12 protein-coding genes are annotated in these 14,973 nt (G+C 70.0%); 7 read left to right on the top strand and 5 right to left on the bottom strand.

The window, feature by feature from the left end; all coding sequences use genetic code 11:
- Positions 1-90 precede the first annotated feature (90 nt).
- Positions 91-1,596, top strand: a complete 1,506-nt coding sequence (gene glpK / locus A7A76_RS00860) for a glycerol kinase GlpK (RefSeq protein ID WP_206409415.1) — start codon at positions 91-93, stop codon at positions 1,594-1,596.
- 266 nt (positions 1,597-1,862) lie between these two features.
- On the opposite strand, the gene A7A76_RS00855 is transcribed toward glpK, so the two are convergent.
- Together A7A76_RS00855 and A7A76_RS00850 are read right to left on the bottom strand one after the other, a co-directional pair.
- A complete protein-coding gene (locus tag A7A76_RS00855) occupies positions 1,863-5,027 on the bottom strand; it encodes an efflux RND transporter permease subunit (RefSeq protein WP_206409414.1) in 3,165 nt (1,054 codons plus the stop codon).
- A 107-nt stretch (positions 5,028-5,134) separates the two neighbouring features.
- Positions 5,135-6,256 carry an efflux RND transporter periplasmic adaptor subunit gene (locus A7A76_RS00850; RefSeq protein ID WP_206409413.1) on the bottom strand — a complete coding sequence of 374 codons (1,122 nt, stop codon included), beginning with the start codon at positions 6,254-6,256 and terminating at the stop codon, positions 5,135-5,137.
- 77 nt (positions 6,257-6,333) lie between these two features.
- Here A7A76_RS00850 and A7A76_RS00845 point away from each other — a divergent pair, with 77 nt between their 5' ends.
- The 5 genes from A7A76_RS00845 (at position 6,334) to A7A76_RS00825 (ending at position 10,221) form a co-directional block, all read left to right on the top strand.
- Positions 6,334-7,017, top strand: a complete 684-nt coding sequence (locus tag A7A76_RS00845) for a TetR/AcrR family transcriptional regulator (protein WP_206409412.1) — start codon at positions 6,334-6,336, stop codon at positions 7,015-7,017.
- A 173-nt stretch (positions 7,018-7,190) separates the two neighbouring features.
- Entirely contained in the window at positions 7,191-7,859 is a 669-nt protein-coding gene (locus A7A76_RS00840; RefSeq protein WP_074872831.1) for a protein-L-isoaspartate O-methyltransferase family protein, read from the top strand.
- An 88-nt stretch (positions 7,860-7,947) separates the two neighbouring features.
- Entirely contained in the window at positions 7,948-9,372 is a 1,425-nt protein-coding gene (locus tag A7A76_RS00835; protein ID WP_206409411.1) for a TolC family outer membrane protein, read from the top strand.
- Between the two features lie 70 nt (positions 9,373-9,442).
- Positions 9,443-9,712: a hypothetical protein gene (locus tag A7A76_RS00830; RefSeq protein WP_206409410.1), complete on the top strand. Its 270-nt coding sequence runs from the start codon at positions 9,443-9,445 to the stop codon at positions 9,710-9,712.
- A 176-nt stretch (positions 9,713-9,888) separates the two neighbouring features.
- Positions 9,889-10,221, top strand: a complete 333-nt coding sequence (locus A7A76_RS00825; RefSeq protein ID WP_206409409.1) for a hypothetical protein — start codon at positions 9,889-9,891, stop codon at positions 10,219-10,221.
- Between the two features lie 244 nt (positions 10,222-10,465).
- Here the strand turns inward: A7A76_RS00825 and waaA are convergent, their stop codons facing one another.
- Positions 10,466-11,758, bottom strand: coding sequence for a lipid IV(A) 3-deoxy-D-manno-octulosonic acid transferase (gene waaA, locus A7A76_RS00820; protein ID WP_206409408.1), 1,293 nt, complete (start codon positions 11,756-11,758; stop codon positions 10,466-10,468).
- A 244-nt stretch (positions 11,759-12,002) separates the two neighbouring features.
- On the opposite strand from waaA, the gene lpxL reads away from it, so the two are divergent.
- On the top strand, positions 12,003-12,929 hold the full coding sequence (lpxL, locus tag A7A76_RS00815) for an LpxL/LpxP family Kdo(2)-lipid IV(A) lauroyl/palmitoleoyl acyltransferase (protein ID WP_206409407.1): 927 nt from the start codon (positions 12,003-12,005) through the stop codon (positions 12,927-12,929).
- A gap of 118 nt (positions 12,930-13,047) precedes the next feature.
- On the opposite strand, the gene A7A76_RS00810 is transcribed toward lpxL, so the two are convergent.
- Positions 13,048-14,367 (bottom strand): O-antigen ligase family protein, encoded by a 1,320-nt coding sequence (locus tag A7A76_RS00810; protein ID WP_206409436.1) that lies wholly within the window; start codon positions 14,365-14,367, stop codon positions 13,048-13,050.
- A 49-nt stretch (positions 14,368-14,416) separates the two neighbouring features.
- A partial coding sequence (locus A7A76_RS00805; protein WP_206409406.1) for a glycosyltransferase occupies positions 14,417-14,973 on the bottom strand: 557 nt, incomplete at its 5' end.

The raw sequence follows: 14,973 nt of genomic DNA, 5'->3' as shown, positions 1-14,973 counted from the left end.
CCCTCCTCGCCTCGACGCTACTTCTATCTTCTATCTCCTATCTCCTATCTCCTATCTCCTACCCGCTAACCCCTACCCCGGCGGCCCACCATGACCCAACGCTACATCCTCGCCATCGACCAAGGCACCACCAGCTCGCGCGCCATGCTGTTCGACCGCGAAGGCCGCGTCGTCGGCGTGGCGCAGCGCGAGTTCGAGCAGATCTTCCCGCGGCCGGGCTGGGTCGAGCACGATCCGCGCGAGATCCTCGCCAGCGTGCAGACCACCGCGATCGAGGTGATGACCAAGGCCCAGATCGGCGCGTCGCAGATCGCCGGCATCGGCATCACCAACCAGCGCGAGACTACCGTGGTCTGGGACCGCCACACCGGCCAGGCCGTGCACAACGCCATCGTCTGGCAATCGCGCCAGACCGCGCAGATCTGCGAGCAGCTCAAGGCCGACGGCTACGAGGACATGGTGCGCGAACGCACCGGCCTGCTGATCGACGCCTATTTCTCCGGCACCAAGGTCAAGTGGATCCTCGACAACGTCGAAGGCGCGCGGGCCAAGGCCGAGCGCGGCGACCTGCTGTTCGGCACCATCGACACCTGGCTGATCTGGAACCTGTCGGAGAACAAGGCCCACGTCACCGACTACTCCAACGCCTCGCGCACGTTGATGTACGACATCCACAAGCGCCAGTGGTGCCCGGAACTGCTGGAGATGCTCGGCGTGCCGGCCTCGATGCTGCCGGAAGTGCGTTCCAGCAGCGAGGTCTACGCCCACACCGGCGCGCGCCACTTCTTCAACAACTCGGTGCCGATCTGCGGCGTCGCCGGCGACCAGCAGGCGGCGCTGTTCGGCCAGGCCTGCTTCGAGGCCGGCATGGCCAAGAACACCTACGGCACCGGCTGCTTCCTGCTGATGAACACCGGCGAGAAGGCGGTGCGCTCCGACAACGGCCTGCTCACCACCATCGCCTGGGGCGTGGACGGCAAGGTCGAGTACGCACTGGAAGGCAGCATCTTCGTCGCCGGCTCGGCGGTGCAGTGGCTGCGCGACGGCCTGCGCATGCTCGGCAAGGCCAGCGATTCGCAGGCCTACGCCGAACGCGCGCGCTCGACCGACGGCGTCTATTTCGTCCCCGCCTTCGTCGGCCTGGGCGCGCCGTACTGGCGCAGCGACGTGCGCGGCGCGGCGTTCGGCCTGACCCGCGGCACCAGCAAGGAACATTTCATCCGCGCCGTGCTCGAATCGCTGGCCTACCAGACCCGCGACGTGCTCAGCGCGATGCAGGCCGACGCCGGCATCGAACTGACCTCGCTGCGCGCCGATGGCGGCGCCATCGCCAACGACTTCACTGCGCAGTTCCAGGCCGACATCCTCAACGTCGCGCTGCAGCGCCCGCAGGTCAACGAGACCACCGCGCTCGGCGCGGCGTATCTGGCCGGGCTGGCGGTCGGTTTCTGGGAAAGCCGCGAGCAGATCGCGCAGCAATGGCAGGTGGAGCGCAGCTTCGAGCCGCAGATGCTGGAGGCCGAGCGCGAGAAGCTGTATGCGGGGTGGAAGCGGGCGATCGAAGCGACATTGGCGTTCAGCGTGGAGCACGCCTGACGTCTGCGACGGCCGCTGCGCGACCTCCATCGCGTCTTACATCGCGTCATCCCTACCCTACCCCGTCATCCTCCTACCCCGTCATTCCGGCGAAAGCCGGAATCCATTTTGACTTTGCTTTCGCGCTTGCCCGAGCCGCGACCGCATCTTCGCGAAAATCAAAATGGATTCCGGCTTTCGCCGGAATGACGGGGTGAGGGGATGACGGGGCGAGAGGAATGACGGGATAGAACAGGCGCGGCGGCCGCAACGAAGCGGCCGCCCGATCAGGTCTCCTGCGGCACCTTCACCTTGAACCACGCCGCATACAACGCCGGCAGGAACAGCAAGGTCAGCGCCGTCGCCACCATCAACCCGCCCATGATCGCCACCGCCATCGGCCCGAAGAAGGCGCTGCGCGACAACGGAATCATCGCCAGGATCGCCGCCAGCGCGGTCAGCACGATCGGGCGGAAACGCCGCACGGTCGCATCGACGATCGCCTTCCACGGCTCGTGGCCCTCGGCGCGGTCCTGTTCGATCTGGTCCACCAGGATCACCGAGTTGCGCATGATCATGCCCGCCAGCGCGATCGTGCCCAGCATCGCCACGAAGCCGAACGGCACCCGGAACACCAGCAGGAACAAGGTCACCCCGATCAGGCCCAGCGGCGCGGTCAGCAGCACCATGAAGCTGCGCGAGAAGCTGCGCAGCTGCAGCATCAGCAGGGTGAACACCGCGAACAGGAACAGCGGCATGCCGGCGTTGATCGACTTCTGCCCGCGCGCGGAGTCCTCGACGCTGCCGCCGACGTCGATCGAATAGCCGTACGGCAGCTGCGCGCGCAATCCGTCCAGGGTCGGCGAGATCTGGCCCATCGCCGACGCCGGCTGGGTGCCGTCGTAGATGTCGGCGCGCACGGTCATGGTCGGCAGGCGGTCGCGGTGCCAGATGATGCCTTCCTCGAAGCCGTACTCCAGGGTCGCGATCTGGCTCAGCGGCACGCTGCGGCCGCTGCTGGTCGGCACCATCAGATTGCCGAGCATGTCGAGCTGGATGCGCTCCTCGCCGGGGCCGCGCAGCAACATCTCGATCAGCCGGTTGCTTTCGCGATAGGTGCTGATGTGCGAGCCCGACAGCGAGCTGGACAGGAACTGCGACAGCTGCGCCGAACTCACGCCCAGGGCGCGCGCGCGCTCCTGGTCGACCTGCAGGCGCACCACCTTGCTCGGCTCGTCCCAGTCGAGGTTGACGTTGGCCACGTGCGGGTTCTCGCGGATCTTCTCGCGCACCTGATAGGCGATCTTGCGCACCTGGTCGATGTGCTCGCCGGACACGCGGAACTGCACCGGATAGCCGACCGGCGGGCCGTTCTCCAGTCGGGTCACGCGCAACTGCAGCTCGGGGAAGCGCGGCGCGACGTCCTGGATCACCCAGGTGCGCAGCGCTTCGCGCGCCTTGAGGTCCTTGGGCATCAGCACGAACTGGGCGAAGTTGGCCGCCGGCAGTTGCTGGTCCAGCGGCAGGTAGAAGCGCGGCGAACCGGTGCCTACGTACGCGACGTAGTTCGCCAGGTCCTTGCGCTGCTTGAGCATCGCCTCCAGCCGCTGCGCCTGCTCGGCGGTCTGGCGCAGCGACGAACCTTCGGCCAGTTCCATGTCCACCATCAGCTCCGGCCGCACCGAGTCGGGGAAGAACTGCTGCGGGATGAAGCGGAACAGGAAGATCGAACCGACGAAGGCGGCCACGGTCACCGCGATCACCAGCCAGCGCCGGCGCACGCACCACAGCACCCAGCCGCGGAAGCGCAGGTAGAACTTGGACGCGTACGGGTCGTGGACGTGGCCGTCGATCGGCGGCTTCGGCGCGATCGCGCCGGCCAGCGCCGGCATCCGCCGCGCCAGCCCTTCGCGCGCGCCGTTCCAGCGCGCGGCCAGCGAACCGGGCTTGGGCGGCGCGGCGGCGTGGCCGTAGTCGGGCAGCAGCTTGTCGCCAAGGAACGGAATGAAGGCGACCGCGGCGATCCACGACACGCACAGCGCGATGGTCACCACCTCGAACAGCGAGCGGGTGTATTCGCCGGTGCTCGAGGCCGCGGTGGCGATGGGCAGGAAGCCGGCGGCGGTGATCAAGGTGCCGGTCAGCATCGGGAACGCCGTGCTTTCCCAGGCGAACGCGGCGGCGCGCAGGCGGCTGAAGCCCTGCTCCATCTTGATCGCCATCATCTCCACCGCGATGATCGCGTCGTCCACCAGCAGGCCCAGCGCCAGCACCAGCGCGCCGAGCGAAATCTTGTGCAGGCCGACGCCGAAGAAGTCCATGACCGCAAAGGTCATCGCCAGCACCAACGGGATCGACAGCGCCACCACCAGGCCGGTGCGCAGCCCCAGCGAGAAGAAGCTCACCAGCAGCACGATCGCCACCGCCTCGGCCAGCACGCGCACGAATTCGCCGACCGACTCCTCCACCGCCGCGGGCTGGTCGGCGACCTTGCGCAGCTCCATGCCGGCCGGCAGGGTCTTCTGCAGGCGCGCGAACTCGATTTCCAGGGTCTTGCCGAGCTTGAGGATGTCGCCGCCTTCCTTCATCGACACGCCGATGCCGATCGCGTCCTCGCCCATGAAGCGCATGCGCGGCTGCGGCGGGTCGGCGAAACCGCGCCGTATCTCGGCCACGTCGCCCAGGCGGAAGGTGCGGTCGCCGACCCGGATCGGGAAGTCGCGGATCTGTTCGACCGAAGTGAACTGCCCGCCGACGCGCACCGGCACGCGGCTGGACCCGGTTTCGAAGAAGCCGGCCGGCACCAGCGCGTTCTGCTGGTTCAGCGCATCCTGCACCGCCTGCGCCGGGACGCCGAGGGTGGACAGCTTCACGTTCGACAGCTCGACCCAGATCTTCTCGTCCTGCACGCCGAACAGTTCGATCTTGCCCACGTCGGGCTGGCGCTGCAGCGCGAGTTGCACGCGGTCGGCGTAGTCCTTGAGCACGGCGTAGTCGAAGCCCTGGCCGGTCAACGCGTAGATGTTGCCGAAGGTGTCGCCGAATTCGTCGTTGAAGAACGGGCCGACGATGTCGTCGGGCAAGGTCGGGCGGATGTCGCCGATCTTCTTGCGCGCCTGATACCACAGCGGCTGGATGTCCTTGGAGCGCAGCGAGTCCTTGGCGGCGAAGATCACCTGCGATTCGCCTGGCCGCGAGTACGAGCGGATGAACTCGTACTGGCCGGTCTCCATGAGCTTCTTCTCGATCCGCTCGGTGACCTGGCGCGAGACCTGCTCGGCGGTGGCGCCCGGCCACAGCGTGCGCACCACCATCACCTTGAAGGTGAAGGCCGGATCCTCGCTGCGGCCCAGGCGCAGGTAGGACATGGCGCCGGCCAGGGCCAGCACCAGCATCGCGTAGACGATCAGGCTGCGGTGGCGCAACGCCCATTCGGAAAGATTGAAGCGCATGGGATCAGCTCGTTAGGGCGAGACGCGCGGCGTGGCGCGCGCGGCCGGTCGGGAACGGAAGCGGCCGCGCGTCGCGGCCGCATGCGGAACGGCGGCGCCGACGGCGCTCACCGCTCCACCGGATGGTTCTCGCGGTCCACCGGCAACACCTTCTGGCCGTCGCGCAGCAGATGGCCGCCGGCCACCACCACCCAGTCGTCCGCGCCCAGGCCCGAGCGCACCGGCACCCGCTCGGCGCCGTAGGGGCCTGTAGCAACGGACTTGAGCTTGACCGTGCCGGCGCGCGGGTCGGCGACGAACACCGCGGTGCCGTGGGCGGTCTGCTGCACCGCGGCCAGCGGCACGCTCAGGCCCGAGCCGGCCGGATCGGCCTGATAGATGCGCGCGCTCTGGCCCAGCTCCAGCGTCCCGGCCGGCGCGTCGACGGTGACCCGCGCGGCGTAGGTGCGCGAGGCCGGATCGGCCGCCGGCGCGACTTCGCGCACCCGCCCGGGCCAGCGCTTGCCCGGCATCGACCACAGTTCCGCCTGCACCTGCTGGCCCGGCTTGAATGCGGCGATCGCGCCCTCGGGCACGGCGAAGGCGATCTCGCGCGCGCCGTCGGCGGCCAGCGCGAACACCTGCTGGCCGGCGGCGACCACCTGCCCGGCCTCGGCGCTGCGCGAGGCGATCACCCCGGCGGCCGGGGCGCGCAACTGGGTATAGGCCGACTGGTTGCGCGCCACCTCCCAATTGGCCCGGGCCGAATTGAGCTGACCCTGGGCGGCCTTGGCCTGAGCGTCCTGGGCGTCCTTGGCCGAGCGGCTGATCAGCTGATCCTTGGCCAACTGGTCGTAACGGACCTGATCGGCGCGGGCGCGGGCATACTCGGCCTCCGCCGCGGCCAACTGGGCCTGGGCGGCGCGGGTCTGGGCGTCCAGGTCGCCCGGGTCGAGCACGGCCAGCACCTGGCCGGCGGCGACGTGGGCGCCGACGTCGACCTTGCGCTCGACCAGCTTGCCGCCGACGCGGAACGACAACGGGCTCTCCTCGCGGGCGCGGACTTCGCCGGCATAGGCCGACACCGCGGTCACCGCGCCGCTGGGCCGGGCCACCAGCACCGGGCGGGCGGCTTCGGCGGCCGGCTGGGCGCCGCCGCAGGCGGTCAGGGCCAGGGCCAGCGCCGCGGCCAGCCACCAACGGCGGCCGGTCGGGAGAGAATAGAAGGCGGAAGGAACCCGGCTGCGCATTGCGGACGGCCTCTCAGGCAATTAATGTACTCGTCAGTACTGTATAAATATCAAACCCGATAGTCCAGTATTCAATCATGGTCTCGCCCCGTCCCTCCAGTCCAACCGATACCGCCGGTCAGCCGCCGTCCGCCTCCAAGCCGGCCGGACCCGGCCGGCCGAAGGATCTGAGCAAGCGCACCGCCATCCTCGAAGCCGCCAAGCGCCTGTTCCTGATCCAGGGCTACGACGGCGTGAGCATGGACCAGATCGCCGCCGAGGCCGGCGTCTCCAAGCTCACCGTCTACAGCCACTTCGGCGACAAGGAGACGCTGTTCGCCGCCGCCGTGCGCGCCCATTGCGAGCAGCACCTGCCGCCGCAGCTGTTCGCGCCGGAGCCCGGCACGCCGCTGCGCGAGCGCCTGCTGGCGATCGCCCAGGCCTTCTTCGACATGGCCGCCGCGCCCGAGGCGATCCGCATCCACCGCCTGCTGTGCACGCCGCAGCTGGCGCAGTCGCCGCTGACCCAGCTGTTCTGGGACGTCGGTCCGCATCGCCTGCACGAGGAATTCGCCGGCCTGCTGCGGCGGCGCGGCGAGGCCGGCGAGCTGGCGCTGGACGACGCCGACACCGCCTCGCGGCAGTTCTTCGCCGTGCTCAAGGGCGAGCCGTACGCCTTGCTGATGCTCGGCTATCCGCTGCCCGGCGCGGCCGAAATCCGCGCCCATCTGGAGGCCTCGGTGGACATGTTCCTGCGCGCCTATGCCCGGCGCGAGCGCTGACTGTGCCGGGTCTGGCGCTCTCGCGAATGCGCGTAAGTGCGCGCCCTGCCAGGAGTTCTGGTGACTTTCGGCACTGAGCCCGCCCCGCGCGCTGGTTAATTCTTTTTCCCGCCGGGAAGCGCGGTCCCGGTAGAATCCGCAGTCCCCGCGCACGAATTCCGCAGACCCTCCACATGACTACGATCGATTACGCCAAGGCCCGAGAACTGATGGTCGAACAACAAGTTCGGCCCTGGGACGTGCTCGACCCGCGCGTGCTCGACGTGCTGGCCGCGCTGCCGCGCGAAGCCTTCGTCGCCGACGCGCACAAGAACCTCGCCTACGCCGACCTGGCCCTGCCGCTGGCGCACGGCGAATTCATGATGAAGCCGGTGATGGAAGGCCGCAGCCTGCAGTCGCTGGGCGTGAATCCCACCGACGACGTGCTCGAGATCGGCACCGGCAGCGGCTACCTGACCGCCTGCCTGGGCCGGCTGGCGCGCGAAGTGGTGAGCCTGGAGATCCACCCCGACCTGGCCGCCGCCGCGCGCGAACGCCTGGCCGCGCAGACCATCCTCAACGCCCAGGTGGTCGACGCCGATGCGCTGAACTACAGCACCGACCGCCGTTTCAACGCGATCTGCGTCACCGGCGCGGTGTCGCAGATTCCGGCGCAGTGGCTACAGTGGCTGCAGCCGGGCGGCCGTTTGTTCGTCGTGCGCGGCCGTTCGCCGGCGATGGAAGCGGTGCTGGTCGGCGGCGGCGAGCGCAACGAAGTCAACGCTTCGCGCATCCAGTCGTTGTTCGAAACCGATCTGCCTTATCTGCAAGGCGCCGCGCCCGCGCCCGCCTTCGAGTTCTGACCGTCCTGTCAGGCCAGCGTCAGCCCACCGTAAGAGCCCGCGTGCCAGCATGCGGACCCATCAATACATGCAAGTCCAAGGAAGCCGCATGATCCGCCGTCCGCTCGTTCTTGCCCTCGCTCTTGGCCTGCTGCCGGCCGCCGCGTCCGCCGAAGACCTGCTGCAGACCTACGAGCAGGCGCGGCAGAGCGACCCGACGCTCGCCCAGGCCGAGTCCAACCGGCTGGCGACCAAGGAAGACCGCATCCAGGCGCGCGCGCGGCTGCTGCCGTCGCTGACCGGCGAGGCCAGCTTCACCCGCAGCCGCACCGAGAGCGAATCCGGCGGCGGTTCCAGCGATCCGACCGATCCCAACGCGCCGGTGGTTCCTCGCGGCACCGACATCACCAGCGAAAACAGCAGCCGCCGCTACGGCGTCAGCGCCCAGCAGGTCGTGTACAACCGCTCGCTGATCAAGGGCCTGCAGAGCCAGAACAAGCTCAGCGAAGCCTCCGACTACACCCTGGAGTCGGCCGGCCAGGACCTGATCGTGCGCACCTCGCAGGCCTACTTCAACGTGCTGGTCGCGCTGGAGAACCTGGCCGCGACGGTGGCCTCGGAAACCGCGCTGCAGAAGCAGTTCGACTACACCACCAAGCGCCTGGAAGTCGGCCTGGCGCCGATCACCGACGTGCACGAAGCGCGCGCCCAGTACGACAACGCGCGCGCCCAGACCATCATCGCGCGCAACACGGTCGAGGATAACTACCAGGCGCTGAGCCAGATCACCGGCCAGCCGGTGACCACGCTCAAGGCGCTGCCGGCCGACTTCAAGCCGACCCTGCCGGAAAGCCAGCAGGTCGACGCCTGGGTCGAGAACGCGGTCAACTCCAATCCCTCGCTGCGCGCGTACAAGCTGCAGGTCGAATCGGCCGACATCAACGTGGAAGCCGCGCGCGCCGGCCACTGGCCGACGCTGGCCCTGAACGGCGGCTACAGCGACAGCACCAGCTGGAGCGACCGCCGCTTCCTCGGCCAGACCTTCGACCAGCCGTCCAGCTCCGGCCGCGGCCCGAACTTCGGCATCACCCTGTCGATTCCGCTGTACTCCGGCGGCGCGGTGCAGTCCGGCGTGCGCCAGGCCCTGGCCCGCCGCGACGCCGCCCAGGACCAGTACGAATTCCAGCGCCGCCAGTTGGTGCGCAGCACCCGCAACGCGTACCAGACCCTGGTCGCCGGCATCAGCGAAGTCGAAGCGCGCCGCCTGGCCGTGGTCTCGGCGCAGGCCGCCTACGACGCCTCGCAGGTCGGCCTGGAAGTGGGCACCCGCACCGTGCTGGACGTGTTGAACAACCAGCGCACGCTGCTGCAGGCGCAGCAGGCCTACGCCCAGTCCAAGTACAACTTCCTGCTCAACCGCCTGCTGCTGGAGCAGTCCGCCGGTTCGCTCGACATCGCCGACGTGCAGGACGTGAACCGCCTGCTGACCGCGAACGCCGCCACCGAGCTGGCGCCGCCGCCGACGATGCGCTGAGCAGCGCCGCGCGCGCCGCAAGCCACCCAGCCGCCGGGAAACCGGCGGCTTTTTTGTTTGTGCGCGCGATGTGCGGTGCGCGCGAACGATCGAATTCGTTCGGCTCGGCCTTTGCTCCGGCGGCCGCATCGCACATCCGCGCGTCGCGATCGATCTTGTTGCGGACGCGAAGAGCGCAGGCGCGATGCGCGCGAATGAGCGCAACCGCACGATCCGCGTCGTGCCGGTCGATGCGGCGCAGGTCCATGCATCGCGACGGCGCCTGTCCGCTTGCGCGCCGATCGCGTTGTGCGTTGCGCATTGGGCGATGGATGCGGCGCGCAGCATCAGACTCGTCTGATTCGGCGATCTTTCCGTCAACCCATCACAAGTTCGCGCATCGTGCCCGCATGCGATGCAACCTTCTGCGGCGAAGGCGGCGCTCATCCTTCGAACGCAGCGCATCGCGGCCGATACCCGGCCCGCGCTGCAGTTCCGCGTGTAGCGATCATCCCCTTCGTCCATTGGAGACAACGCATGAACATCCGCAGCATCGCCCTGACCGTCGCCGCGTCCGCCGTCCTGTTCGCCGGCGCCGCCAACGCCCGCACCGAACGCTTCCAGGCCACCGCCATCGGCTCGGGCAGCACCGAGGCGGCCGCCGCCACCCGCGCCAAGCAGGCCGCGCTGCAGCGCTGCACGTCCGCTGGCGGCACCGCCGTGAGCGCGCCGACCGCGACCTTCCTGCGCGCCTACGGCACCAACCAGGCCGGCCCCGACGTGGTGATCATCGGCTACGACTACCTCGGCTCGGTGACCTGCGCCAAGCATGTCGCGGACGACGGCGGCCCGCAGTTCGGCGAGGTCTGATCGAAGAACGCCCGCGGCGGCTCCGGGGCCGCGGGCCTGCGTTGCGAACGCGACGGGCTTGTCGGCCGACTGCGGTCGCGCTGCCGCTGCGATGTCGCGATCGCAACGGTTTGCGCACAAAGCCCTGCTGCGGCGCGCGTCGACGGCGTCTAGTTAACTTGCGCCCGCCGCAGCAGTGTCCAGGGCGAGCGTGGCCGCTTGCCTGCGCGGCCACGCTCGCGCCTCATCGGGCGCAACGAGGATCTCAGCGCGGCGGCAACGCCGGTTGCAGCAGCGCCATCGTCCGCGTCAGCGCGCCGCGGCCGGTTTCCACCAGCGCGCGGCCGGCGGCGACCATCTGCGCGCGTTCGGCCGGGTCGGCCAGCAAACGCTCCACCGCCGCTTCCACCTGCTCGGCGTCCTGGCCGATGCGCAGCGCGCCGGCGTCGTCCAGGCGCTGGGCGATCTCGACGAAGTTGTGCAGGTGCGGGCCGGTGACGATGGCGGTGCCGGTCGCGGCCGGCTCGAGCAGGTTGTGGCCGCCGATCGGCTGCAGGCTGCCGCCGACGAAGGCCACGTCGGCGCAGGCGTAGAAACTCATCAGTTCGCCGAGCGTATCGATCACGAACACATCGTCGCCCGGCTGCGGCCAGCGCGCGCGCGAGCGCGTGGACACCTGCCAGCCGGCGCTGCGCGCGTTCTCGGCCACCACCCGGAAGCGCTCGGGATGGCGCGGCGCCCACAGCAGCAACAGATCGGGAAAACGCTCGCGCAGATGCCGGTGCATGGTCACCGTCACCGCTTCTTCGTCTTCGTGGGTGCTGGCGGCGATCCACACCGGCCGCTCGCCGGTGTGGCGATGGCATTCCTGCGCGAACGCCTCCAGCGCATCGGGCACGCTAACGTCGAACTTGAGGTTGCCGGTCTCCACCACCTGGCGCGGATCGGCGCCGAGCTCGACGAAGCGCTCGCCGTCGGCGCGCGACTGCGCCGCGACCGTGCGCACCGTGCGCAGCGCGCGGCTCACCAGCGGCGCCAGCACCCGATAGCCGCGCAGCGAACGCTCCGACAGGCGCGCGTTGAGGATGTAGGCGGGAATGCCGCGGTCGCGGCAGCCGAACAGCAGGTTCGGCCACAGCTCGGTTTCCATGATCAACGCCGCGCACGGCTGGTGATGCTTGAGGAAACGGCCGACCGCGCCGGGCAGGTCGTAGGGCAGGTAGACGTGCTCGACCGAATCGCCCCAGGCCGCGCGCGCGCGGTCGGCGCCGGTCGGCGTGATCGTGGTCACCAACAGGCGCAGGTCCGGGCGGCCGCGGCGCAATGCGTTGACCAGTGGGATCGCGGCGTTGACCTCGCCGACCGAGACCGCGTGCAGCCACAGGGTGCGGGTCTGGGCCGGGCCGCGGTAGACCGCGTAGCGTTCGAGCCAGCCGCGGAAGTACGCGGGCTGGCGGAAGCCGCGCCAGATCAGGTGGTACACCGTGACCGGGGCCAACAGGTACAGGGCGACCGAATACAGGCCGCGCAACAGGCGCTCGATCAAATCCTTCCGCATGGCGCCAAGGATAAAGGCTGCGGCGGCGGTTCGGGGTGGAGGCGGTGTTCATGAAGCAGGCCCGGCGCTTGCGGCCGTCGGCGCTGTTCCGGTTTCGTCGTTCCAGCGAAAACCGCAACCCGGCCGCTTCTGTGGGAGGGGCTTGAGCCCCGATGCTGTTCGCTCCGATCGCCGCGTCGCTGCGGACACAAAAGCGTCGGGCCTGAAGGCCCTCCCACAACAGCGCAGCGAATAAACTATCGCCATGGCCGAACCCGCCCTGCCCCCCCGTCCTTCCCTGCTGTCGCCGCGCTTGTGGCCGATGTGGCTGGCGCTGGCCGTCATGTGCGCCGGCGCGCGCCTGCCGTGGGCGCTGCAACGCGGACTGGGTGCGCTGATCGGCGCGTTCGCGCTGCGCGTGGCCGGCACCCGCCGGCGCGCGGCGCAGGTCAACCTGGCGCTGTGCTTCCCCGAAAAGAGCGAGGCCGAGCGCGAGGCGCTGCTGCGCGAGAGCTTTCGCGACCTGGGCATCGGCTTCTTCGAGTTCGCCCGCGCCTGGTGGGGCGGGGTCGAGCCGATGCGGCGCACGGTGCGGATCGAGGGCGTGGAGCTGCTCGACGAGGTCCGCGCCGCCGGCCGCGGCGTGCTGATGGTGTCGGGCCACTTCATGACCCTGGAAATGTGCGGCCGGCTGATGTGCGACCGCCTGCCGCTGGCCGGCATGTACCGCAAGCACCGCAACCCGGTGATGGAATGGGCGGTCAAGCGCGGCCGCCTGCGCTACGCCGCGGCCATGTTCACCAACGAGGAAATCCGCCCGGCGATGCGCCACCTCAAGCAGGGCGGCTTCCTGTGGTATGCGCCGGACCAGGACATGCGCGGCAAGGACACGGTGTTCGCGCCGTTCTTCGGCGTGCCGGCGGCGACGATCACCGCCACCCACCAGTTCGCGCGCCTGGCCGGCTGCGCGGTGGTGCCGTTCTTCCATCGCCGCGAAGGCGCCGACTACGTGCTGCGCATCGGCGCGCCGCTGAGCGACTTCCCGTCCAGCGACGCCACCGCCGACAGCGCGCGGGTCAATGCGCAGATCGAAGCGATGGTGCGGCAGGCGCCGAGCCAGTACCTGTGGATCCACCGCCGCTTCAAGCGCCGGCCCGAAGGCATGGTGTCGCCGTACAAGCGGCAACCGTAAGCCGCGAGCGCCCCCTGTAGGAGCGGCGCGAGCCGCGACCGCGACAACGCAGCGACGCCGCAGGTTTCATCGCAGTTGCGTTGTCGCGGTCGCGGCTCGCGCCGCTCCTGCACAGAAGCTATTCGCTGCGCGGCTGCGCCAGCAGGCTGCCCGCATACAACGCCGCCAACAGCAACGTCAGCCCGCCCCAGAACGTCGAATAAAACGCCAGGTGGGTATTGAGCGGGAACACCGTCACCGCCAGCGCCACCATCGCCGGGCGGGCGCGCTCGCGCGCCTGCACGTCGGCGAAGGCCCAGGCGCGCCACGCCAGCGCGGCGCCGGCCAGCCACATCAACAGGCCGAACGCGCCGGTTTCGCTGAGCACTTCCAGGATCAGCTGATGCGCGTGCAGCGCCGGGCCGTAGCCCCACGAGGTGTTGACGCCCGGCAGCGGATCGCAGGCGGGAAAGGCCTCGCGGAAACCGCGCGCGCCGACGCCGTTGATCGGGTGCTGGGCGATCATGCAGCCGGCCGCGCGCCAGATCCGCGCGCGCCCGGACAGCGCATCGTCGATGCCGGACATGTCGGCGCTGACGATGTGCGCGGTGCGCACCAGCCGCTCGTGCACCTGGGTCGAGGTGCGATCGAGCACGACCAGCGCGAGCAATCCGCAGGCGAACAACGCCAGCAGCTTCTTCCATCCGAGCAGACGCCAGCCGCTGAGCAGCAGCACCAGGGCGAAGGTGATCCACGACGCGCGCGAGCCGGCCAGCACCACCACCACGCCGGTCAGCGCGGTCGCGACCAGCCACCCGGCCAGGCCGTAGCGGCGGCCGGCGGCATACAGCAGGAACGGCGAGAAGCTGGCGATGACCTGGCCGAGCTTGAGATTGCACGGGCCGAGCACGCCGCCGAGGCGGTCGGCCAGCGCCAGCTCGGCCGCGCTGCACATGCCGTGGCCGCTGATCGAATGCTTGGCCGCGTCGATGGCGCGGAACAGCGGGCTTTCGGCGGTGCCAGACAGCGCCTGCAGCAAGGCGTCGGCGATCCACAGCGCGAGGATCAGCGCCAGCCCGCCGAAGGTGACGCGGCGCCCGCGCGTCGATGCCACCGCCGCCGCGACCAGCCACAGGAACGGCAGGTAGCGCAGGTCCACCGCGGCCTCGCGCAACGCGCGCGCCGGATCGACCGCGTCGATCGCCGAGACCAGTTCGGGCAGCCAGTACGCCGCGAACAACGCGCTGGTCAGCGCCCAGGCCGCGTCGCTGAGCAAGCGCGGGCCGGTGCGCATGCGCCCCAGCGCCAGCTTCACCAGCATGGTCAGCGCGCCCAGGCTCAGCACCGCCTCGGCGAAGCCGGGCGCGAACAGCAGCGCGACGTAGGCCAGCACCCACACCGGCGCCCAGCGCCAGCCGACGATCTCCGCCGGCGGCGTGCGCGGCGCATCGGGCGGCATGGTTGCCGCCGACGCGGGGCCCAGCGCCGCCGGCGACGGCGCGGCCGGCTCAGGCATCGACGAGTTCGGCATAGACGGCAAGCGTGGCCTCCTGCATGGCCCGCAAGGAAAACGCCATCGTATCCACTGGCGCGGGCGCATGCGTTAGCAATTCGCAAGCGCCGGCCCGCAACGCCTGCGGATCGAACGGCGCGACCGCGCCGCGCGGTTGCAGGCGCGCGAGCAGTTCGCCGACGCCGCCGTGGTTCCAGCCCAGCACCGGCCGACCGCAGGACAGCGCCTCGACCACGGTGCGGCCGAAGGCTTCGGGCTTGCGCGAGAGTTGCAGCACCAGATCGCTGGCGGCGTAGGCGCGCGCGATCGCGTCGGTCGGCGCGGTGAAGGCGACCGCGTCGGCGATGCCGAGTCCGTTGGCGAGCGTCTGCATTTCGTCGATGTACTCCTCGCGGCCGGCTTCGCGCGCGCCGGGCAGCCACAGGCGCGCGTCGAAGCCCTCGGCGCGCACGTCGGCCAGCAGTTGCAGGCCGTCGGCGTGGCCTTTCAGGCGCGTGCCGCGGCCGGGCAGCAACAGCAGCGGGCCGGCGCCGGCCAGCGCCGGATGCTGCG

It is taken from the genome of Lysobacter enzymogenes, assembly GCF_017168095.1.
Taxonomy (GTDB): domain Bacteria; phylum Pseudomonadota; class Gammaproteobacteria; order Xanthomonadales; family Xanthomonadaceae; genus Lysobacter; species Lysobacter enzymogenes_D.
The sequence above is the reverse complement of the archived record's forward strand: the minus strand, read 5'-3'. Positions and strand labels throughout refer to the sequence as shown.